We start from the raw sequence: 19,786 nt of genomic DNA on the forward strand, positions 1-19,786 counted from the left end.
GGTCACCGCCGGACTCGCGGATGACCGGGGCGGACTCGCCGGTGATGGCGGACTCGTCGACGGACGCCACGCCTTCGACGACATCGCCGTCACCGGGGATGATGTCGCCGGCCTCGCAGACGACGAGATCGCCGATGCGCAGCTCGGTGCCGGCGACCTGCTCCTCCACCCCGCCGTTCAGCCGGCGCGCCACGGTGTCGGTCTTGGCCTTGCGCAGGGTGTCGGCCTGCGCCTTGCCGCGGCCCTCGGCGACCGCCTCGGCCAGATTGGCGAAGATCACGGTCAGCCACAGCCAGACGGCGATCGCCCAGCCGAACCAGTCCCCGGGGGACAGGCAGGCGAAGAGTGTGGTGAGGACGGAGCCGACCTCGACCACGAACATCACGGGGGACTTGACCATCACCCGCGGATCGAGCTTGCGCAGCGCGTCCGGCAGGGACCTGACCAGCTGCTTCGGGTCGAAGAGGCCGCCGCCGACGCGGCCGCCGCCGGGCTGGTGCCCGCCGGGGAGGTCCTGGTGCGGGGCGCGGGTCGGGGTGGCTGTCGGGGTGGTGGTCATGGAGCCGGGCTCCTCAGGCTTGGCGGGGGCGGTCATGACAGGCCCTCCGCCAGCGGGCCGAGCGCCAGCGCCGGGAAGTAGGTCAGACCGGTGATGATCAGGATGGTGCCGACGAGCAGCCCGGCGAAGAGCGGCTTCTCGGTACGCAGGGTCCCGGCGGTCTCCGGGATGGGCTTCTGCTCGGCGAGCGAGCCGGCCAGCGCGAGGACGAACACCATCGGCAGGAAGCGACCGAGCAGCATGGCCAGCCCGATCGTGGTGTTGTACCAGGGCGTGTTGGCGTTCAGGCCGGCGAAGGCGGAGCCGTTGTTGTTGGCGCCGGAGGTAAAGGCGTACAGGACCTCGGAGAAGCCGTGCGAGCCGGCGCCCAGGGCCTTGGTGTTGAGCATCGAGCCCAGTGCGTCGGGCAGCACCATCGAGGCGGCGGTGAAGCCGAGGACCAGCGTCGGGGTGACGAGGATGTAGCAGGCGGCGAGCTTGATCTCGCGGGTGCCGATCTTCTTGCCGAGGTACTCGGGCGTGCGGCCCACCATCAGGCCGGCGATGAACACCGCGATGACGGCCATGATCAGCATGCCGTAGAGGCCGGAGCCGACGCCGCCGGGGGCGATCTCGCCCAGCATCATGCCGAGCAGCTGGAGGCCGCCGCCGAAGGCGGTGAAGGAGGAGTGGAAGGAGTCGACCGCTCCGGTGGAGGTGAGGGTGGTGGCGACCGAGAAGATCGACGAGGCGCCGACGCCGAAGCGGGTCTCCTTGCCCTCCATGGCGGCGCCCGCGGCCTGCAGGGCCGGACCGCCGTGCGCGAACTCGGTCCACATCATCAGGGCGGTGAAGCCGAGCCAGATGACGCCCATCGTGGCGAGGACGGCGTAGCCCTGCCGCACGTTGCCGACGAGCTTGCCGAAGGTCCGGGTCAGCGCGAACGGGATGACCAGGATCAGGAAGATCTCGAAGAGGTTGGTGAAGGCGTCGGGGTTCTCGAAGGGGTGGGCGGAGTTGGCGTTGAAGTAGCCGCCTCCGTTGGTGCCCAGTTCCTTGATGACCTCCTGGGAGGCGACCGCACCGCCGTTGGTCTGCTGGTGCCCGCCCAGGCCGGGTCCGTTCAAGAACTGCCCGACCTCGTGGATGCCGGAGAAGTTCTGGATCGCGCCGCAGGCGACCAGGACGACGGCGCCGATGACGGAGACCGGTATGAGGACGCGGACGGTGCCGCGGACCAGGTCGGACCAGAAGTTTCCGAGTTCGCCGGTGCGGGACCTGGCGAAGCCGCGGACCAGGGCGATCGCGACGGCCATGCCGGTGGCCGCGGACACGAAGTTCTGCACCGCGAGGCCGACGGTCTGCACGACGTGGCCCATGGCCTGCTCGCCGCTGTAGGACTGCCAGTTGGTGTTGGCGACGAACGACGCGGCGGTGTTGAACGCCTGGTCGGGGCTGATCGACGCGAACCCCAGGGACAGCGGCAGACCGCCCTGGAGGCGCTGCAGCAGGTAGAGGAAGAGCACCCCGACCGCGGAGAAGGCCAGCACCCCGCGCAGGTAGGCGGGCCAGCGCATCTGGGCGTCCGGGTTGGCGCCGATGCAGCGGTAGAGGATCTTCTCGGCGCGGAGGTGCCGCGGGGAGCTGTAGACGGCGGCCATGTGGTCGCCGAGGGGGCGGTACGCCAGGGCCAGCGCCGCGACGAGCGCCGTCAGCTGGAGCACGCCGGCGAGGACGGGGCTCATCGAGCCCGCCGCGGAGGCAGCAGTGGTCACCTCAGAACCTCTCCGGGAAGACGAGGGCGAGGACGAGGTATCCCAGCAGGGCGACGGCGACGATCAGGCCGACCGTGTTCTCGACGGTCACAGCTTCGCCACCCCCTTGGCGACGAGGGCCACCAGCGCGAAGACCGCGATCGTGACGACGACGAAGGCCACGTCGGCCATCGTGTGCTCCTAGAGGGGAGGGGAGTTCGGACCCCTAGAGCAAACCGCCCGCATGACCGCTCCTGACCGGTGTTGACGCCTCCCTTACGGCCATTAGCGCCCCGTTGACGGATCTCATACGCCGCTCGGCCTGACCTGCACAAACGCGGAGGGCCCGCACCCCCTCCAAGGGGTGCGGGCCCGTATGACCGTCGTGATCCGGCCGGTCCGGCGCCCTTCCGGGCTCCGCCGGCCGGATCGTGTGTCAGCGGATCTCGGTGATCTCCGGTCCGCGCTCCAGGCGCTCCACGCCGCCGCCGAAGCGGGACTGCTCGACCTGCTCCTGCTGCACGCCGTCCGGCACCATCTGGGCGTCGTCCGGCAGCTTCAGGACGATCGGGTCGCGCGGCGCCATCGGGCCTTCGCCACGGACGATGACGGTGTCCCGGAAGATGTGCTCCAGCACGCCCGCGGCCTGCGGCTGCACCGCGCCCTGGCCGGAGATCACGCCGCGCAGGAACCACCGCGGGCCGTCCACGCCCACGAACCGCACGACCTGCACACCGTTCGTGCCGTCCGGCAGCTGTACCGGCACCTGGGCGCGCAGCTCCCAGCCCAGCGGGCCCTCGACCTCGTCGATGACCCCGCCCTGCTGGGTGATGCCGGCCGCGATCTCCTCGCGGACCTCGCCCCAGATGCCCTCGTTGCGGGGAGCGGCGAACGCCTGCAGCTGTACGGCGCTGTCCTGCAGCACCACCGTCGCGGCGACGATCGCGTCACCGGCGACCTCCACCCGCAGCTCCATGCCCTCGACCCCGGGCACGAACAGCCCGCCGAGGTCGACCCTGCCCTCTCCGGGGTTGGTGACCTCGGAGGAGTCCCACGGCCCGTCGGGGCGCGGCGCGGGCGGAAGATTGACCCGACCCTGCCCCTCGTCGCTCTCCTCCTCGGCCGTCGCGCCGGTCACCGTCTCCTCGGCGAGCCCCGCTGCCGACTCCTCAGGAGTCTTGTTCTTCTTGCGACGTCCGAACACGTCACTGTCCTTCCCGGTCGGCACCGACCGCTGCGTATTCATTCCCGCCCGTGGAGCCGCCCACCGCCGCATGACCGCCGGTGGAACCGAATCCCCCCTCGGCCCGCGCCGAGCCGGGAAGTTCCGCCACCTCGTGGAAGCGCACCTTCTCGACCTGCTGGACGACAAGTTGGGCGATCCGGTCGAACCTCTCGAACCGCACGGTCTCCCGAGGGTCCAGATTGACCACGATCACCTTGATCTCTCCACGGTACCCGGCATCCACCGTCCCGGGGGCATTCACGAGCGCCAGTCCGCAGCGCGCGGCGAGCCCGGAGCGCGGGTGCACGAACGCCGCGTAGCCGTCGGGCAGCGCGATCGCCACGCCGGTGGGCAGCACCGTGCGCTCCCCCGGCGCCAGCTCGGCCGCCTCGGTGGTCACCAGATCGACGCCGGCGTCGCCCGGATGCCCGTACGCCGGGACGGGCACCTTCGGGTCGAGCCGCCGCAGCAGTACGTCGACGGGATTGCGTACCTCACTCACGGGTTCACCTCGAAGGCTCGCGCGCGCTTGACCTGGTCCGGGTCGGCCATCGCCGCCTGGATCTCCTCGGTCCTTCCGTTCTCGATGAAGTGGTCGACCTTCACCTCGATGAAGACGGCGTCGGCGCGCACCGCGACCGGGCCGTCCGGGCCGCCTATGCGTCCCACCGCCGTCGAGTAGATCTTCCGCCCGTGCACCGCGGTGACCTGCGCGTCCAGGTGCAGCACCGTGCCGAGCGGCACCGGCCGTACGAAGTCGGTCTCCAGCCGGCCGGTCACCGCGATCACCCGCAGCAGCCAGTTCAGCGAGCCGAGCGTCTCGTCGAGCGCGGTGGCCAGCACCCCGCCGTGGGCCAGGCCCGGCGCGCCCTGGTGGGCCTCCTTGACCGTGAACTCGGCCTGGACGCTCACACCCTCGCCGGCCCGCGCCTCCAGGTGCAGACCGTGCGGCTGGCCGGTGCCACAGCCGAAGCAGCGGTCGTAGTGCGCGCCGAGGAGTTCTCCAGGCGCCGGCGCCTCGGCGTGCCGGACCGGAGCGACGGCGTCCGTCGGTGGCGTCAGCCGCGCCCTGGGTTCGTCAGTTCCACTCACGAGTGCAGACCCTACCCGCGCGGATAAGGGGCCCGCGCCGCCGTGCCAAGCTGGAGCCATGCAGTCGTACGAAGAACGTCTCACCGCGCCCCGCTCCTGGTGGGTGATCGCCGGGCTGATCGGCGCCGCCTGTGCCCTGATGCTGCTCCCGGTGGGGACGCTGCCGATGCTCGGCGGGCTGATCGGCGGGGCGGCGCTGTCCGCAGTGGCGGTGAGCGCGTACGGGTCGGTGCGGATCCGGGTGGTGGGCGGTGCGCTGATCGCCGGTGACGCGAAGATCCCGGCGTCGGCGCTGGGCGAGGCAGTGGCGCTGGACGCGGCGGAGGCGCTGGCCTGGCGGACGCACAAGGCCGATGCCCGGGCGTTCATGCTGCTCCGCAGCTATGTGCCGACCGCGGTGCGGGTGGAGATCACGGACCCGGACGACCCGACGCCGTACGCCTATCTGTCGACGCGGGACCCGGAGCGTCTGGTGGCGGCACTGACGGCCGTACGCGCCTGACGGGCGGGCCGGGCTCACCGGGCCGGGGATACCGGCCCCCTTCAGCGGTCCGCTTCAGTCGCCGGGCGGGAGCGGGGCCGGTCCGGGCGGCGGAGACGCCGGGAGGGCGTCGGGAAGTGCGTCCCAGGGCACCTGCCTGGCCCGCAGGTCCTTGCGGATTTTTTCCGCAACTTTTCTGGTGTCGCGGCGGTTCATGAAGCCGCCGACGGCGGCGCCCACCATGAACGGGGTGAGGCTGGGGAGGTTGCGCAGCGTGCGCTTCATGATCTGCTGGCGCAGCTCACGCTTCATCTGCCCGCCGAGCGCGGCGTTCAGCGAGGCCGGTTTCGCGATGTCGATGCCCCGCTCCTCCGTCCACGACGTCAGACAGGCCATCCCGCGCTGGCGGAGATTCCCGGCCGGCCGCAGGCCGTAGACCTCGTGCAGCTCGGCGATGAGCTTGAGCTCGATCACGGCGACGCCGGTGATCTCGGTGGCCAGCTCGGCCGGCATGGCGGGCGGTACGGGCAGCATGGCTGCCGCGCCCACGCCCGCTCCGACGGTGGCGGTCCCCGCACAGGCGCCCGCGACGAGCTTGTCGGCGAGTTCCTCGGGGGTCAGTCCGGGGAACTGGGCGCGCAGGGTGGCGAGGTCGCGGACCTGGATCCGCGGGGCGAGCTCGATGATCCGGTCGGCGATGGCGGCGATCGTCGCCCGTACCCGGCCGCGCCATACCGGGGCGGTCGGGTCGGCGGGCACGGGCGCGGTTTCGTCGCGTGATCGTGCGCCGGCCGCCGGACCTTGGCCGCCCTCGGGACGCTTGCGGAACGGGTTCACGCCAGCCACGGCGTAGACCGGCTCAGGCCGCGCAGTCGCGGCAGATCGGGTTGCCGTTCTTGTCCTCCGCGGCGAGCTGGCTGCGGTGGTGCACCAGGAAGCAGCTCATGCAGGTGAACTCGTCCTGCTGCTTGGGCAGCACGCGCACCGCGAGCTCTTCGTTGGACAGGTCGGCGCCGGGGAGCTCCAGGCCCTCGGCCTGCTCGAACTCGTCGACGTCGACGGCCGAGGCGGACTTGTCGTTCCGCCGCGACTTCAGCTCCTCGATGCTGTCCTCGTTGAGGTCGTCGTCGGTCTTGCGTGGAGTGTCGTAATCCGTAGCCATTTTCGCTCTCCCCCTCTGGGTGTCTGCGGTGTCTCAGCGCTCGTAACGCGTGAGAGGCCGGACTTGTGCCCGACCTGAGGCGGAGATTTTGCCTCACATCAAGGTCTGTTACTCAATCGACACCCAACCGCACCCCTGAAGAGGTGATCGGTTTGGATGGCGATCAGGACCGTACACGGTCCGAATGTCGCACCTCGCGCAGCCCATCACCTGTACTTCCCGTGATTCGGGGCCCGGGAAACCCGGACTTCCCCGGCATTCCACCAGGGCTTTTGATCGCGGAGCGTAGATGGCTGGAAATTCGCGTCTGTGAGGGATCACACACGCGATGACCGATGGGTGGACCGGTCCAATTCCGCGCAAAGCGAACGTGGCGAAGGATCGCTCCCCGCCCCCCTTTTCGTCAAACCGGCCCGGCCGGCAGACCTCCGCGGTGTACGGCCGCGAGACGGGCGATCCTACCCACCGGGGCCCTGATGCTGGTCAGGGCGGTGGCGGACGGCTCCAGCGGCCGCACAGCCGCCTTTGCGAGGGCCTCACAGCGGCAGCACCACCCGCATCACGAGACCGCCGCCCTCGCGGGGTTCTGCGGTGATGGTGCCGTCGTGTGCGCGGACCACCGAGCGGACGATGGACAGGCCCAGGCCGACGCCCTTGTCGCTGCCGGTGCGCTCGGTGCGCAGCCGGCGGAACGGCTCGAAGAGGTTCTCCACCTCGTAGGCGGGGACCACCGGCCCGGTGTTGGTGACCACCAGCACCGCACACCCCGGCTGCGGCTCGGTGCTCACCTCCACCCACCCCTCGGGCACGTTGTAGCGCACCGCGTTCTGCACCAGATTCAGCGCGATCCGCTCCAGCAGCACACCATTGCCCTGCACGAAGACCTGCTGGCGCACCCCACGCAGCACCACGCCCTTGGCCTGCGCCTCCTCACGGAGCTGGTCCACGGCCTGAGCGGCGACCTCGGACAGATCCACCGGCTTCTTGTCCACGACCCGGTTCTCACTGCGCGCCAGCAGCAACAACCCCTCCACCAACTGCTCACTGCGCTCGTTGGTGGCCAGCAGCGTCTTGCCCAGCTGCGCCAGCTCCGGCGAGGCGTCCGGATCGGCCAGCTGCACCTCCAGCAGCGTCCGGTTGATCGCCAACGGCGTCCGCAGCTCGTGCGAGGCATTGGCCACGAACCGCCGCTGCGACTCGAACGCCCGGTCCAGCCGGTCCAGCATCTCGTCGAAGGTGTCCGCCAGCTCCTTGAGCTCGTCGTCCGGACCCCCCAACTCGATCCGCCGGTGCAGATCCGACCCCGCCACCCGCTGCGCGGTCCGCGTGATCCGACCCAACGGCGACAGCACCCGCCCCGCCATCGCATAACCGAACGCGAACGCCACCACCGTCAACCCCAGCAACGCCAGCAACGAACGGTTCAGCAGGCTGTTGAGCGCCAGCGCGCGCTGGTGCTGGAGGCACTGCTCGACGGCCTGCTGGAGCAGCGGTCCGGAGGTCTGGGTGGGCAGGTCGCAGATGTCGCTGGTGGACTCGAACTTGCCACCGAGGATCTTCAGTGGCAGCGCGCTGCCGTCGTGCAGGGCGTCCGCGGCGAGCATGTAGATGATGGTCAGCAGCACGATGCCGGCCATCAGGAACATCCCGCCGTACAGCAGCGTCAGCCGTATCCGGATCGTCGGCCGGAGCCACGGGAAGGGCCGGACGTTGACCGGCGGGCGGGGGTCCCAGGCGGGTTTGGGCGGGATGGGCTGCGGTGGGGCGGCCGGCTTGGAGAACGAGGGCAGGGAAGGCATCGCCGGTCAGATCCGGTAACCCGAGCCGGGGACGGTGACGATCACCGCGGGCTCGCCGAGCTTGCGGCGCAGCGTCATGACCGTGACCCGCACGACGTTGGTGAACGGGTCGGTGTTCTCGTCCCAGGCCTTCTCCAGGAGCTGCTCGGCCGAGACGACGGTGCCCTCGCTGCGCATCAGCACCTCCAGCACCGCGAACTCCTTCGGGGCGAGCTGGACCTCCTTGCCGTCGCGGAAGACCTCGCGGCGGTTCGGGTCGAGCTTGATCCCGGCCCGCTCCAGGACGGGCGGCAGCGCGACGGTCGTACGGCGGCCCAGGGCGCGCACCCGGGCGGTCAGCTCGGTGAAGGCGAACGGCTTGGGGAGGTAGTCGTCCGCGCCGATCTCCAGGCCCTCGACGCGGTCGCTGACGTCTCCGGAGGCGGTGAGCATCAGGACACGGGTGGGCATCCCCAGCTCGACGATCTTGCGGCAGACGTCGTCGCCGTGGACGACCGGGAGGTCGCGGTCGAGCACGACGACGTCGTAGTCGTTGACCGCGATCCGTTCGAGGGCGGCAGCGCCGTCGTAGACCACGTCGACGGCCATGGCCTCCCGGCGTAGTCCGGTGGCCACCGCATCGGCGAGCAGCTGCTCGTCCTCGACGACGAGAACACGCACGTCGCTAGTCCTTCCTCACGGCCCTTTCGGGCGGGCACAACAATCACTCTGAGCCCTTCCATCCTGCCCCGAAGAGCCATAAACCGGCAGTAAGGCGGGAGGGCGGGGGCTGGGGCCCGGGGCCGCTGCGCCCGATCGGCAGGATTCCTGGGCGGGTTGAGGTTTCCCTGAGGTTGCGGGTGGGGAGGACGACTGCACACCCGCGATCACGCCCTGTTTTTTCTCTGGCGATCCACGTGCCATGAACTGATCCATTCCGCAGGGACCACGCCGTGATCGACCCACCGTCGGCACACCCCCGTGCCACCGACCCACGACGAGGGGGCGCACATGGACGCGTTCACCGCAGGCATTTTGCAGCGCATAGAGAACACCGAAGCCGATCTGGACCGGGCCCGCCGCGCGGGCGATGACTTCCTCGTCGAGGTCGAGCAGGCCGAGCTCGAGGACCTCCAGCGGCTGGCGAACGAGCACGGTGTGCGTTATGGAGCGGTCAGCAACGCCTGACCGCGACGGCGTACGGGGATCGCGCCCCGGCACCCAGGACAGGGTGCCGGGGCGCGGTCGTGCCCGGGCCGGTGGCGCGGCCGCGGGTCAGTCGTGCCAGGCGCCGAGCTCGTCCAGCAGCGGCTGGAGCTGCGCGAAGAGCTCCGGGGAGGCGGCGAGGGTCAGTTCGTGGGAGGCCGGCTGCCCGGGGCGGCCACCGGTGCGGGCCCCGGCCTCACGGGCGATCAGCGCACCGGCCGCCAGGTCCCAGGGGTTCAGCCCGCGCTCGTAGTAGGCGTCCAGCCGGCCGCAGGCCACGTCGCACAGGTCGATGGCGGCCGATCCGCCCCGCCGGATGTCGCGGACCTGCGGCAGCAGGGTGCGCACCACCTCGGCCTGGGCGGCTCGGCGGTCGGCCAGGTAGCCGAAGCCGGTGCCGAGCAGCGCCTGGGAGAGCTGCGGCGCGGGCCGGTGCCGGATCGGCTCGCCGTTGTTGTACGCGCCCCGGCCCAGGACGGCGTGACAGGTCTCGCCGCGCATCGGGGCGGCGACGACCCCGACGACCACCTCGCCGTCCTTCTCGGCGGCGATCGACACCGCCCAGGAGGGCAGGTCGTAGAGGTAGTTGACGGTGCCGTCGACGGGGTCGATGACCCAGCGGATGCCGCTGGTGCCCTCCGTGCTGGCGCCCTCCTCCCCCAGGAAGCCGTCGTCGGGGCGGTGCTCCCCGAGGAAGCCGGTGATCAGCTTCTCGGAGGCGAGGTCCATCTCGGTGACGACGTCGATCGGGCTGGTCTTCGTGGCGGCCACACCGAGGTCGGCGGGTCGGCCGTCGCGCAGCAGCGCCCCGGCGCGGCGGGCGGCCTCCAGGGCCAGCTCCAGAAGGTCGTCGTACAGCGCGTCGGTCTGCGTCGGGTCGGGCACGGTGCTCCTTGCTCGGACGAGCGGCGGTCGGGCAGCGGTGGGCGGCGTACGGCAGTCGGGCGGGCCGCCGGGCGTACGCCGCCGCGGTGTTCGGGTCTACGCGGGGGCCTGGGCGACCGGGCCCTGCCAGTCGGCGCCGGCCGCGGCCGGGCGCGGGGCGCGGGCCGGGCAGCAACCGACCGGGCACAGGTCGTGGGAGGGGCCGAGGGCGCCGAGGGCGCAGCGCTCGGGGGTGCGGCCGCGTTCGGTGGCGGCGCGCTCCAGGAGGAGCTCGCGGACGGCGGCGGCGAACCGGGGGTCGGCGCCCACGGTCGCGGACCGGGCGAGGGGCAGTCCCAGTTCGGCGGCCTTGGCGGTGGCCTCGGTGTCGAGGTCGTACTTGACCTCCATGTGGTCCGAGACGAAGCCGATGGGGGCCATGACCACGGCCGGGACGCCGGCGGCGTGCCGCTCCTCCAGGTGGTCGCAGATGTCGGGCTCCAGCCAGGGGATGTGCGGGGCGCCGCTGCGGGACTGGTAGACGAGCTGCCAGGGGTGGTCCACGCCGGTCTCCGCGCGGACCGCGTCGGCGATCACCCGGGCCACGTCGAGGTGCTGGGCCACGTAGGCGCCGCCCTCGCCGCCCTCGGTGTGGTCGTCCGGGGTGCCGGAGGTGTCGGCGGCGGCGGTGGGGATGGAGTGCGTGGTGAACGCGAGGTGGGCGCCGTCGCGGACGTCGTCCGGCAGCGCGGCGAGGGACGCCAGCACACCGTCGACCATCGGCCGGACGAAGCCGGGGTGGTTGAAGTAGTGCCGCAGCTTGTCGACCTGCGGGACCGGCAGCCCCTCGGCCTGGAGGGCGGCGAGCGCGTCGGCGAGGTTCTCGCGGTACTGGCGGCAGCCCGAGTACGAGGCGTAGGCGCTGGTCGCCAGGACGGCGATGCGGCGGTGGCCGTCGCCCACCATCTGGCGCAGGGTGTCGGTCAGGTACGGCGCCCAGTTGCGGTTGCCCCAGTAGACCGGCAGTTCCAGGCCGTTCTCGGCGAAATCCTTGCGCAGTGCGTCGAGCAGCTCGCGGTTCTGGGCGTTGATCGGGCTGACGCCGCCGAACAGGAAGTAGTGCTGCCCCACCTCCTTGAGGCGCTCGCGGGGGATGCCGCGGCCGCGGGTGACGTTCTCCAGGAACGGGACGACGTCGTCGGGGCCTTCGGGGCCGCCGAAGGAGAGCAGCAGCAGGGCGTCGTAGGGGCGGGGATCACGCTGTTCGGGCATGGCATCGATCCTGCCACCCTTCCCCCGGGTGCGGCGGGCAGGTCCCGGTACGCGGACGGCCCGCGAGCGCGGCGGGATCGGTCCGAAAAACCGGAGGCGTGGGGCTGCGCACCGCCCGTAAGCTGTATCGGCCACATACATTCCTTACCGATCTTCGGTCCTCATCCGGCGGAGCGCCCCCGTTGCCCAGTCCCTACCGCGCCATCTTCGGCCGCCCCGGCACCAAGTCCTTCTCCGCCGCCGGGCTGCTGGGCCGGATGCCGCTGTCGATGCTGAGCATCGGTGTCGTCACGATGGTCTCCCAGCTGACCGGGCGGTACGGCCTGGCGGGCGCGCTGTCGGCGACCCTCGCCCTGTCCGCGGCGGTGCTCGGTCCGCAGATCTCCCGGCTGGTGGACCGGCACGGCCAGCGCCGGGTGCTGCGCCCGGCGACGTTGGTGTCGCTCGCCGCGGTCGCGGGTCTGCTGCTCAGTGCCCAGCAGCGCTGGCCGGACTGGGTGCTGTTCGTCTTCGCGGCGTGCGCGGGATGCGTGCCGAGCGTCGGGTCGATGGTCCGGGCGCGCTGGGCGGAGCTGTACCGGGGTTCGCCGCGGGAGCTGCACACCGCGTACTCGTGGGAGTCGATCGTCGACGAGATGTGCTTCATCGTCGGGCCGATCCTGTCGATCGGGCTGTCCACCGCGTGGTTCCCGGAGGCCGGGCCGCTGCTGGCGGGGGTCTTCCTGGCGGCCGGGGTGTGTTGGCTGACGGCACAGCGGGCGACGGAGCCGGTGCCGCATCCGCGGGGGCAGCAGGCCAGCGGCTCGGCGCTGCGTTCGCCGGGGCTGCAGGTGCTGGTGGGGACGTTCGTGGCGACCGGCGCGATCTTCGGGGCGATCGACGTGGTGACGGTGGCCTTCGCGGAGCAGGCCGGGCACAAGACGGCGGCCAGTCTGGTACTGGCCGTGTACGCGCTCGGTTCGTGCGTGGCCGGTGCCGTCTTCGGGCTGCTGCACCTCAAGGGCCATCCGTCGCGCCGCTGGGTGATCGGGGTGTGCGCGATGGCGGTGAGCATGGTGCCGCTCCAGCTGGTGGGTTCGCTGCCGTTGCTGGCCGTCGCGCTGTTCGTGGCGGGGCTGTCCATCGCGCCGACGATGGTGACGACGATGGCCCTGGTCGAGGAGCACGTCCCGCAGTCGAAGCTGACCGAGGGCATGACGTGGACCAGCACCGGTCTGGCCGTGGGGGTGGCGCTGGGTTCGTCGGCGGCCGGCTGGGTGGTGGACGCCGCCGGTGCGGAGCGCGGCTATCTGGTGCCGGGCGCGTCGGGGGTACTGGCCGCGCTGGTGGCGTTCGCGGGTTACCGCCGGCTCCGTCCGCGGCAGCCGGCGGCCACGGCGGCCCCGGTCGCGGCGGGCCTGCCGGAGGGCGGCACCGCGGCCGCGGAACGGCAGGGCGGGCAGCCCGTCGCGTGAGTCGCGCGGCCCCGGGGGTTACCGGCGGTACGAGATGTCCCGGAGCCGGGTGATTACGGCCGATTCCTTGATCGCGTAATTCCGCTCTCCCCCTGTGGAGGACCCCGGGGTGACTGACATCATGCGCTCACACCAACGGCGGCCGACCGGCCGGCCCGCGTGAGGGGAGGGGACGTCACCATGGCAGTCAGCAACGCCGTCGACGGCTCGGGAGGGCGCGGCTCCACCGCCGCCCCGTGGCGCAACTGGGCGGGCAACGTCGCCGCCCGCCCGGCCCGGACGGTGACCCCGGCGAGCACCGAGGAGCTGGCGGCCGCGGTCCGCGCCGCCGCCGCGGACGGGCTGACGGTCAAGGCGGCCGGTACGGGCCACTCCTTCACCCCGGCGGCCGCCACCGACGGGCTGCTGGTCCGTCCCGAGCGGCTGACCGGCGTGCGCGCGGTGGACCGCGCGGCCGGCACGGTCACGGTGGCCGCCGGGACGCCCCTCAAGCGCCTCAACGAGACGCTGTCCGCGCACGGGCTGTCGCTGACCAACATGGGCGACATCATGGAGCAGACCGTCTCCGGTGCGGTCAGCACCGGTACCCACGGCACCGGCCGGGACTCGGCGTCGCTGGCCGCCCAGATCTCCGGTCTGCAGCTGGTCACCGCCGACGGCTCGGTGCTGACCTGTTCCGCCGAGGAGAACCCGGACGTCTTCGCCGCGGCCCGGCTGGGCCTGGGCGCGCTCGGCGTGATCAGCGAGCTCACCTTCGCCGTGGAGCCGGAGTTCCTGCTGACCGCCCGTGAGGAGCCGATGCCGTTCGACGAGGTGACCGGCCGGTTCGACGAACTGGTCGCCGAGAACGAGCACTTCGAGTTCTACTGGTTCCCGCACACCGGCAACTGCAACACCAAGCGCAACAACCGCAGCCAGGGTCCCGCGGCCCCGCCCGGCCGGATCAGCGGCTGGGTCGAGGACGAGCTGCTGTCCAACGGCGTCTTCCAGGTCGCCTGCGCCGTCGGGCGCGCGCTGCCGGCCGCCATACCGGGCATCGCCAGGATGTCCAGCCGGGCCCTGTCGGCCCGTACGTACACCGACATCCCCTACAAGGTGTTCACCTCACCGCGGCGGGTGCGGTTCGTGGAGATGGAGTACGCACTGCCCCGGGCGGCCGCGGTCGCGGCGCTGGGCGAGCTGAAGGCGCTGGTGGAGCGCTCGGACTTCAAGATCAGCTTCCCGGTGGAGGTGCGCACCGCGCCGGCCGACGACCTCCCGCTGTCCACCGCCTCCGGCCGGGACACCGTCTACGTCGCCGTGCACATGTACCGCGGCACGCCCCACGAGGCGTACTTCGCGGCCGCCGAGCGGATCATGACCGCGCACGGGGGCCGCCCGCACTGGGGCAAGCTGCACACCCGCGACGCGGCGTACCTCGCCGCCGCCTATCCGCGGTTCGGCGAGTTCACCGCGGTCCGGGACCGGCTGGACCCGGACCGCCGGTTCGGCAACGCGTACCTGCGCCGGGTGCTCGGGGACTGACCCGGGCACCCGACGCGGGGCGCGGCCGGTTCAGGAGGCTCCCGGTTCGGGCGCCTCGGCCTCGGGCTCCGGCCCGCTCTGCTGACCCCCCTGGTGCCCGCCGGTCGCGTCGCCGCTGCCGGTGCCGCCGCTGTCCGCCGACCCGCTCGGGGACGGGTTCGTGGACGGGTTCGTGGAGGGCGAGCCCTCCGGGTCCGGCGAGGTCTTGCCGCCGTCGGACGGGCTGGGGCTCGGCGACGGCGTGCCGTGATCGGTGCCCCGGCCGTTGCCGGTGTCGCCGGACCTGCCCGGATCCGGAGTGGCACCGCCGTTGCCGTGCCGACCGCCGTCCCCCGGGGTGCCGCCCAGGCCGGGCGACTGCGGGGTGACGGGCTGGTGCCGGCCGGCGCTCCCGGTCCGGGTGAGGTTGCCGAGCGTGGTGCCCTGCTGGCCGCTCGGGGTCTGCCCGGTCAGCAGCTCGGTGGCGGTCACCCCGCCCATGGCGAGGGCGAACACCGCGAGCGCGCCGAGCGCCGGCCGCTTCCAGCCGCGCAACCGCGTGCCGTACGTGGTGGCGCTGACCTCCTCGGGCCGGCCGACGCGCGACCCGGCCGGGGGCAGGACGGCATCCGGGCGGGCGGGCGCCTGCACCGGTGTCATGGTGGGGACGTCGAGGCGCGGCACCATTTGAGTCCGGTCGATCGGGTGGGCGTTCGCGGGATCGCGCCGGAGGGCCTGCACGGCCCGGGGGATCACCTGCGTACGGGCCGTGTCGGGCCCGGAGGTCTTGGCGGCGACGGAGGTGACGTGGTCCTCCGTGCCCTGCTTGTCGAAGGTGGGCAGCACCATCGTGGGGTCGGGCCGCCCTGTCTGCCGGGTGGTGGATCGAGTGCGGGAGGAGGAGCGGCGCGGCCTCGGCCGGGTGCTGACCGAAGCCTCCTTGATCTGCTCGCCGGTACGCCGGAAGAGGTGCTGGAATATCGACCCGCCGGTCGTGGCCACGACACTGACCAGACCCGCACCGATGATGGTTCCGTACACACCGAGTTGACCGGCGAGATACGCGGCGACGGCCGCGGCGAGTGCACTGCCGGACACCTGAGCGACGCTCAGGTCTATCCGCTTCTCCTTCTTCTTCGTGCCTGTTTCGGTTTCTTCGTCCATCTCCAACCTTTGATAGCCCCTTCGATCCATCTTGCACGGAGAAGTGACCAATTGGCGGAGTCAAAGGTTCCGAATCTGGGGAATATGTGAAACTCGCCACCCGTGCGTCAGGTCGAGAGATCGACAAGGTGACCGACCCCCGCTGTTCCCCCACAAGTTCGGCGGCGCGGCGGTCCACCTCGGTGGTCCGAATGGAGTACTGTGACGAACCCTGGCCCCGGTTCCCGTCCGGCTGCCCGGAACCCATGGGAGGGGCCAGATGACGGCACTCACCCCGGGGCGCCGCCGCTCGGCACGGGTGATCGGCGACAGGGCAAGCGGCATGGTCACTGAGCGTTGCGAACTGGTAACCGTGTCATAACGGCGTTTGAGGGCCAAGCCTCGACACGCCGGGCAACTCGGCAATGTTGTGGCAGGCTGCACCCGGGCAGGCCACACTCGACTAGCGGAAGCAGCGACGCACGTGACGTCGGCAGGCACCACCCGGGAGGTCCCCATGCCCGAACTGCGTGTCGTGGCCGTCTCCAACGACGGCACACGGCTGGTGCTCAAAGCTGCGGACAGCACCGAGTACACGCTTCCGATCGACGAGCGGCTGCGCGCCGCCGTCCGCAACGACCGCGCGCGGCTGGGCCAGATCGAGATCGAGGTCGAGAGCCACCTGCGGCCGCGGGACATCCAGGCCCGGATAAGAGCCGGTGCCTCCGCCGAAGAGGTCGCGCAGCTGGCCGGCATCCCCGTCGACCGGGTGCGCCGCTTCGAGGGCCCGGTGCTGGCCGAGCGCGCCTTCATGGCCGAGCGGGCCCGCAAGACGCCGGTGCGCCGGCCCGGCGAGAACACCGGCCCGCAGCTCGGCGAGGCGGTCGCGGAGCGGCTGCTGCTGCGCGGCGCCGACAAGGACAGCGTCCAGTGGGACTCCTGGCGCCGGGACGACGGCACCTGGGAGGTGCTGCTGGTCTACCGGGTCGCCACCGAACCGCACTCGGCGAGCTGGACCTACGACCCGCCGCGCCGGCTCGTCCAGGCCGTGGACGACGAGGCCCGGGCACTGATCGGCGAGGCCGACGACACACCCGAGCCGAGCTTCCCGTTCGTGCCGCGGATCGCCCGGCTGCCGCGCGACCGGCCGCTGGACCGCACGCTGGACCGGCACTCCGAGCGCGGTGAGCGCGGTGCGCAGGCCGGCGGCGAGGACGACGCCCGGGGCGCGGAGGAGGCCACCGGCGAGCGGGAGCGGGATTCGCTGACCAGCCTGCTGGAGGCGGTGCCGAGCTTCCGCGGCGACATGGTCGTACCGGAGAGCGCCAAGGCGCCGCAGGCCGACGAGGAGTCCGAGGCCGAGGTCGAGGAGCCGCCGGCCCCGGCGGCGAGCGCGGGGGCGGGTTCCGCGTACGCCGATGTGCTGATGCCGCGGGCAGTGGCCGGCCACCGCGACCGGCTGACCGGGACGACGGACCGGCAGGCCGAGGCGGACGGCGTCCGGCCCGGCCGCCGGGCCGCGGTGCCCAGCTGGGACGAGATCGTCTTCGGCACCCGGCGGAAGAAGCCGGAGTAGCGGCCTCCCGCCTCGTGACCCCGTCCGTCCGCCCGGTCCCACTCAGGGGCCGGGCGGACGGCCGCGTACGGGGCCGTGCAGGGCCCGTGGCGGGGCTCAGCCGGGCTGCGGGCCGGTGGCCACCGGCCGGGCCGGGTCGGCGGACCATTCGCTCCAGGAACCGACGTACAGGGCCGCGGGGATGCCCGCGTGCGCCAGCGCCAGCACCTGGTGGGCCGCGGAGACCCCGGAGCCGCAGTAGACGCCGACCTCGGCGTCCGGGGTGGCGCCCAGCGCCGCGAACCGCTCGGCCAGCTCGGCGCGGTCCCGGAAGACCGTGCCGCCCTCGGCGACGTTCTCGGTCGTCGGCGCGGACACCGCACCGGGGATGTGGCCGGCGACCCGGTCGAGCGGCTCCACCTCGCCCCGGTAGCGCTCGCCGGCCCGGGCGTCCAGCAGGACGCCGCGGCGGGCCAGGGCGGCCGCCTCGTCCGCGGTCAGCAGCGGCAGCGCGCCCGGCACCGGCGTGAAGTCGCCCGGTTCGGGAGCCGGTTGGGCGGTGCTCAGCTCGCCGCCCGCGGCCCGCCAGGCGGCCAGCCCGCCGTCCAGCACCCGTACGTCCTGGTGGCCGCTCCAGCGCAGCAGCCACCAGGCGCGGGCGGCCGCCCAGCCCTGTCCGCCGTCGTAGACGACCACCGGGTGGTCCGCGCGGACCCCGGCGGCCTGCATCGCCTTGGCGAAGACGCCGAGATCGGGGAGCGGGTGCCGGCCGGCCGGGCCGGGCGGCGCGGCCAGCTCGGCGTCGAGGTCGACGTAGACCGCGCCGGGCACATGGCCGGCCTCGTACTCGGGGCGGCCGGGCGGGCCCCCGAGCTGGTAGCGGACGTCCAGGACCACCGGAGGAGCGGACTGCGCCAGCTCGCTCGCGAGTTCGGTAGCGGTGATGATGACATTCATGGGACTCATCCTTGCGTAGCGGCGACTACGTACAGAAGGCGGGTGCGCACCCTCCGTATGACGGAGTTACGCTCTGCAGTAACGGCTCCGAAACGGACTCGAAACATCAAAACGGGCATTCTCCTTTGCGAACGCGCCGTGGACGGCGCGGCCGGGGCGCACACCAGGACACAGGGTGCGAGCATCTGCTCGGGACCCGCGCCCGTACCCCCATGGTCAGCCCCCGATCCTCCGAGGAGAGTGACGATGACGACCGAGGCAGCGACTCGGCGGATGCCCGGCGCGCCCTGCTGGGTGAGCCTCCTGGCCCACAGTCTTACCGCGACCCAGGAGTTCTACGGCGCGCTGTTCGGCTGGGAGTTCCGTCCGGGGCCGCAGCACTTCGGTCCGTACGCGCGGGCCTTCCTCGACGGTCGGGAGGTCGCCGGGGTCGGTGAGCTGGCGCCCGACCGTCATCTGCCGGTCGCCTGGACCACCTACCTCGCCAGCGACGACGCCGATGTGACCGCCGAACAGGTCCGTTGCTGCGGCGGGACGGTGGGCGTCGGCCCGCTGGACGCGGACCATGACGCGGGCCGGATGGCGATCGCCTCCGACCCGCAGGGGGCGATCTTCGGGATCTGGCAGGGCCGGACCATGATGGGCACCGCGGTCACCGGCGAGCCCGGCACCCCGGTGTGGAACGAGCTGGTCACCCAGGAGACCGGCGCCGTCAGCCCGTTCTACGAGCACGTCTTCGGTTTCGAGGCCGAGCCGGCTCCCGCCGACGGCACCGACTCCGGCTCCGACTATCTGACGCTGCGCCTCAAGGGCCATCCGGTGGCCGGCATCCACGGCGTGGGCAACGCACCGCTCCGCGACCGCGGCCCCCATTGGATGACGTACTTCGCGGTCCCCGACACGGACGCCGCGGCCCGCCGCGTCACCGAACTGGGCGGCCACGTACTGCAGCCGGCCCATGAGTCCGCCCACGGCCGGGCGGCCACGGTCGCCGACAGCGAGGGCGCGGTCTTTACGATCGTTCAGCAGCGCTGAGCGGGCAGCGAAAAAAGTACCGCGTGGTCTTTTTGCAGTCGTCCCGAATCAGGAGACCGGCTGCGCACTCCTCGCCTCGAAGAGTCGCTCGGCACGGAACGGCGAGGTGTCCAGCCGCGCCAGCACCCCGGGAACGGCGACGTTGGGCAGGAAGAGCTCCAGGAGCCGGGAGATCTCGGCGGAGAGGTCGGGGCCGTGCGGCACGGCCTCCGCGACGAGCTGCACACCGGTCCAGGCACCGACGAACAGCCGTGCCGTATCGGTCGGATCGACGTGCGGCAGCAGTTCGCCCCGCCGCTGGGCCTCGATGAGCAGCTCACGGCCCAGCACGATCCAGTCGGGCCAGCGGGTACCGAAGAGACTGCGCGCCTTGGAGTCGACGGACAGGCGTATCGAGGCACTCAACAGGGGCTCCCGGGGCAGGCGGTAGGCCAGCAGGAGCGAGATGTCCACCCATTCCTGGAGCTTCAGAACCTGCGGCACCAGGCCCTCCGAGGTCACCGCCTCGTCGAGCACACCGCGGGCGAGCTCCTCCTTGGAGGTGAAGTGGAAGTACAGCGCACCACGGGTGAGCTTGGCCCGGTCGATGATGGCGGCGATGGTGGCGGCTTCGTAGCCGTATTCGTTGAAGATCTCCGCGGCGGCCACCAGGCAGGCCTTGCGTGTGCGGATCGCCCGTTCCTGTTTTGCCAACTCGCGTCTCCCGTGACCACGTGATTTCCACTGCATTGAAAAAGACCGCGGACCCGGTATTTTACAGCGCGTCA

21 protein-coding genes are annotated in these 19,786 nt (G+C 72.1%); 6 read left to right on the forward strand and 15 right to left on the reverse strand.

The window, feature by feature from the left end:
* The 6 genes from V2J85_RS25155 to V2J85_RS25180 all read right to left on the reverse strand — a co-directional run.
* A partial coding sequence (locus V2J85_RS25155; protein WP_474064969.1) for a P-type ATPase actuator domain-containing protein occupies positions 1 to 559 on the reverse strand: 559 nt, incomplete at its 3' end.
* A 32-nt stretch (positions 560 to 591) separates the two neighbouring features.
* Positions 592 to 2,283 (reverse strand): potassium-transporting ATPase subunit KdpA, encoded by a 1,692-nt coding sequence (kdpA, locus tag V2J85_RS25160; RefSeq protein ID WP_330822855.1) that lies wholly within the window; start codon positions 2,281 to 2,283, stop codon positions 592 to 594.
* Between the two features lie 31 nt (positions 2,284 to 2,314).
* Positions 2,315 to 2,404, reverse strand: coding sequence for a K(+)-transporting ATPase subunit F (kdpF, locus tag V2J85_RS25165; protein WP_096212427.1), 90 nt, complete (start codon positions 2,402 to 2,404; stop codon positions 2,315 to 2,317).
* Positions 2,405 to 2,728: 324 nt separating this feature from the next.
* A complete protein-coding gene (locus tag V2J85_RS25170; RefSeq protein WP_261955262.1) occupies positions 2,729 to 3,496 on the reverse strand; it encodes a DUF3710 domain-containing protein in 768 nt (255 codons plus the stop codon).
* A gap of 1 nt (position 3,497) precedes the next feature.
* Positions 3,498 to 4,019 (reverse strand): dUTP diphosphatase, encoded by a 522-nt coding sequence (gene dut, locus V2J85_RS25175; RefSeq protein ID WP_330822786.1) that lies wholly within the window; start codon positions 4,017 to 4,019, stop codon positions 3,498 to 3,500.
* Entirely contained in the window at positions 4,016 to 4,609 is a 594-nt protein-coding gene (locus V2J85_RS25180; protein WP_261955263.1) for a PaaI family thioesterase, read from the reverse strand. Before V2J85_RS25180 ends, dut begins: the two co-directional genes overlap by 4 nt.
* A 58-nt stretch (positions 4,610 to 4,667) precedes the next feature.
* Here V2J85_RS25180 and V2J85_RS25185 point away from each other — a divergent pair, with 58 nt between their 5' ends.
* A complete protein-coding gene (locus tag V2J85_RS25185) occupies positions 4,668 to 5,111 on the forward strand; it encodes a DUF3093 domain-containing protein (RefSeq protein ID WP_330822788.1) in 444 nt (147 codons plus the stop codon).
* A gap of 54 nt (positions 5,112 to 5,165) precedes the next feature.
* Here V2J85_RS25185 and V2J85_RS25190 read toward each other — a convergent pair whose 3' ends face one another.
* The 4 genes from V2J85_RS25190 to V2J85_RS25205 all read right to left on the reverse strand — a co-directional run bounded on the left by V2J85_RS25190 (position 5,166) and on the right by V2J85_RS25205 (position 8,711).
* Complete coding sequence (locus V2J85_RS25190) at positions 5,166 to 5,936, reverse strand: hypothetical protein (protein WP_261955265.1); 771 nt, start codon at positions 5,934 to 5,936, stop codon at positions 5,166 to 5,168.
* Between the two features lie 13 nt (positions 5,937 to 5,949).
* Positions 5,950 to 6,252, reverse strand: coding sequence for a DUF4193 domain-containing protein (locus V2J85_RS25195; RefSeq protein WP_016575747.1), 303 nt, complete (start codon positions 6,250 to 6,252; stop codon positions 5,950 to 5,952).
* A gap of 536 nt (positions 6,253 to 6,788) precedes the next feature.
* Positions 6,789 to 8,051 carry a sensor histidine kinase gene (locus tag V2J85_RS25200; protein ID WP_261955266.1) on the reverse strand — a complete coding sequence of 421 codons (1,263 nt, stop codon included), beginning with the start codon at positions 8,049 to 8,051 and terminating at the stop codon, positions 6,789 to 6,791.
* A 6-nt stretch (positions 8,052 to 8,057) separates the two neighbouring features.
* Positions 8,058 to 8,711 carry a response regulator transcription factor gene (locus V2J85_RS25205; protein WP_006602630.1) on the reverse strand — a complete coding sequence of 218 codons (654 nt, stop codon included), beginning with the start codon at positions 8,709 to 8,711 and terminating at the stop codon, positions 8,058 to 8,060.
* A 330-nt stretch (positions 8,712 to 9,041) separates the two neighbouring features.
* Here V2J85_RS25205 and V2J85_RS25210 point away from each other — a divergent pair, with 330 nt between their 5' ends.
* Positions 9,042 to 9,218, forward strand: coding sequence for a hypothetical protein (locus tag V2J85_RS25210; protein ID WP_199812429.1), 177 nt, complete (start codon positions 9,042 to 9,044; stop codon positions 9,216 to 9,218).
* A gap of 87 nt (positions 9,219 to 9,305) precedes the next feature.
* Here the strand turns inward: V2J85_RS25210 and V2J85_RS25215 are convergent, their stop codons facing one another.
* Together V2J85_RS25215 and V2J85_RS25220 are read right to left on the reverse strand one after the other, a co-directional pair.
* Positions 9,306 to 10,121: an inositol monophosphatase family protein gene (locus V2J85_RS25215; RefSeq protein ID WP_261955267.1), complete on the reverse strand. Its 816-nt coding sequence runs from the start codon at positions 10,119 to 10,121 to the stop codon at positions 9,306 to 9,308.
* A 96-nt stretch (positions 10,122 to 10,217) separates the two neighbouring features.
* Positions 10,218 to 11,372, reverse strand: a complete 1,155-nt coding sequence (locus tag V2J85_RS25220; protein ID WP_261955268.1) for a ferrochelatase — start codon at positions 11,370 to 11,372, stop codon at positions 10,218 to 10,220.
* Between the two features lie 182 nt (positions 11,373 to 11,554).
* Between V2J85_RS25220 and V2J85_RS25225 the strand changes: the two genes are divergently transcribed.
* Both V2J85_RS25225 and V2J85_RS25230 read left to right on the forward strand, forming a co-directional pair.
* On the forward strand, positions 11,555 to 12,826 hold the full coding sequence (locus tag V2J85_RS25225) for an MFS transporter (RefSeq protein WP_330822797.1): 1,272 nt from the start codon (positions 11,555 to 11,557) through the stop codon (positions 12,824 to 12,826).
* Positions 12,827 to 13,006: 180 nt separating this feature from the next.
* Positions 13,007 to 14,350 (forward strand): D-arabinono-1,4-lactone oxidase, encoded by a 1,344-nt coding sequence (locus V2J85_RS25230; protein ID WP_330822798.1) that lies wholly within the window; start codon positions 13,007 to 13,009, stop codon positions 14,348 to 14,350.
* Between the two features lie 30 nt (positions 14,351 to 14,380).
* Here V2J85_RS25230 and V2J85_RS25235 read toward each other — a convergent pair whose 3' ends face one another.
* Positions 14,381 to 15,493, reverse strand: coding sequence for a hypothetical protein (locus V2J85_RS25235; protein ID WP_330822799.1), 1,113 nt, complete (start codon positions 15,491 to 15,493; stop codon positions 14,381 to 14,383).
* A 496-nt stretch (positions 15,494 to 15,989) separates the two neighbouring features.
* Between V2J85_RS25235 and sepH the strand changes: the two genes are divergently transcribed.
* Positions 15,990 to 17,048: a septation protein SepH gene (sepH, locus tag V2J85_RS25240; protein WP_261955272.1), complete on the forward strand. Its 1,059-nt coding sequence runs from the start codon at positions 15,990 to 15,992 to the stop codon at positions 17,046 to 17,048.
* Positions 17,049 to 17,144: 96 nt separating this feature from the next.
* On the opposite strand, the gene V2J85_RS25245 is transcribed toward sepH, so the two are convergent.
* The gene (locus V2J85_RS25245) at positions 17,145 to 17,984 is read right to left on the reverse strand and encodes a sulfurtransferase (protein WP_330822801.1); all 840 of its coding nucleotides are present in this window, start codon (positions 17,982 to 17,984) and stop codon (positions 17,145 to 17,147) included.
* A gap of 246 nt (positions 17,985 to 18,230) precedes the next feature.
* Here V2J85_RS25245 and V2J85_RS25250 point away from each other — a divergent pair, with 246 nt between their 5' ends.
* Entirely contained in the window at positions 18,231 to 19,019 is a 789-nt protein-coding gene (locus V2J85_RS25250; RefSeq protein ID WP_261955274.1) for a VOC family protein, read from the forward strand.
* A gap of 48 nt (positions 19,020 to 19,067) precedes the next feature.
* On the opposite strand, the gene V2J85_RS25255 is transcribed toward V2J85_RS25250, so the two are convergent.
* Complete coding sequence (locus V2J85_RS25255) at positions 19,068 to 19,712, reverse strand: ScbR family autoregulator-binding transcription factor (RefSeq protein WP_261955275.1); 645 nt, start codon at positions 19,710 to 19,712, stop codon at positions 19,068 to 19,070.
* Positions 19,713 to 19,786 lie beyond the last annotated feature (74 nt).

Source organism: Streptomyces bugieae (assembly GCF_036352915.1).
Taxonomy (GTDB): domain Bacteria; phylum Actinomycetota; class Actinomycetes; order Streptomycetales; family Streptomycetaceae; genus Streptomyces; species Streptomyces endophytica.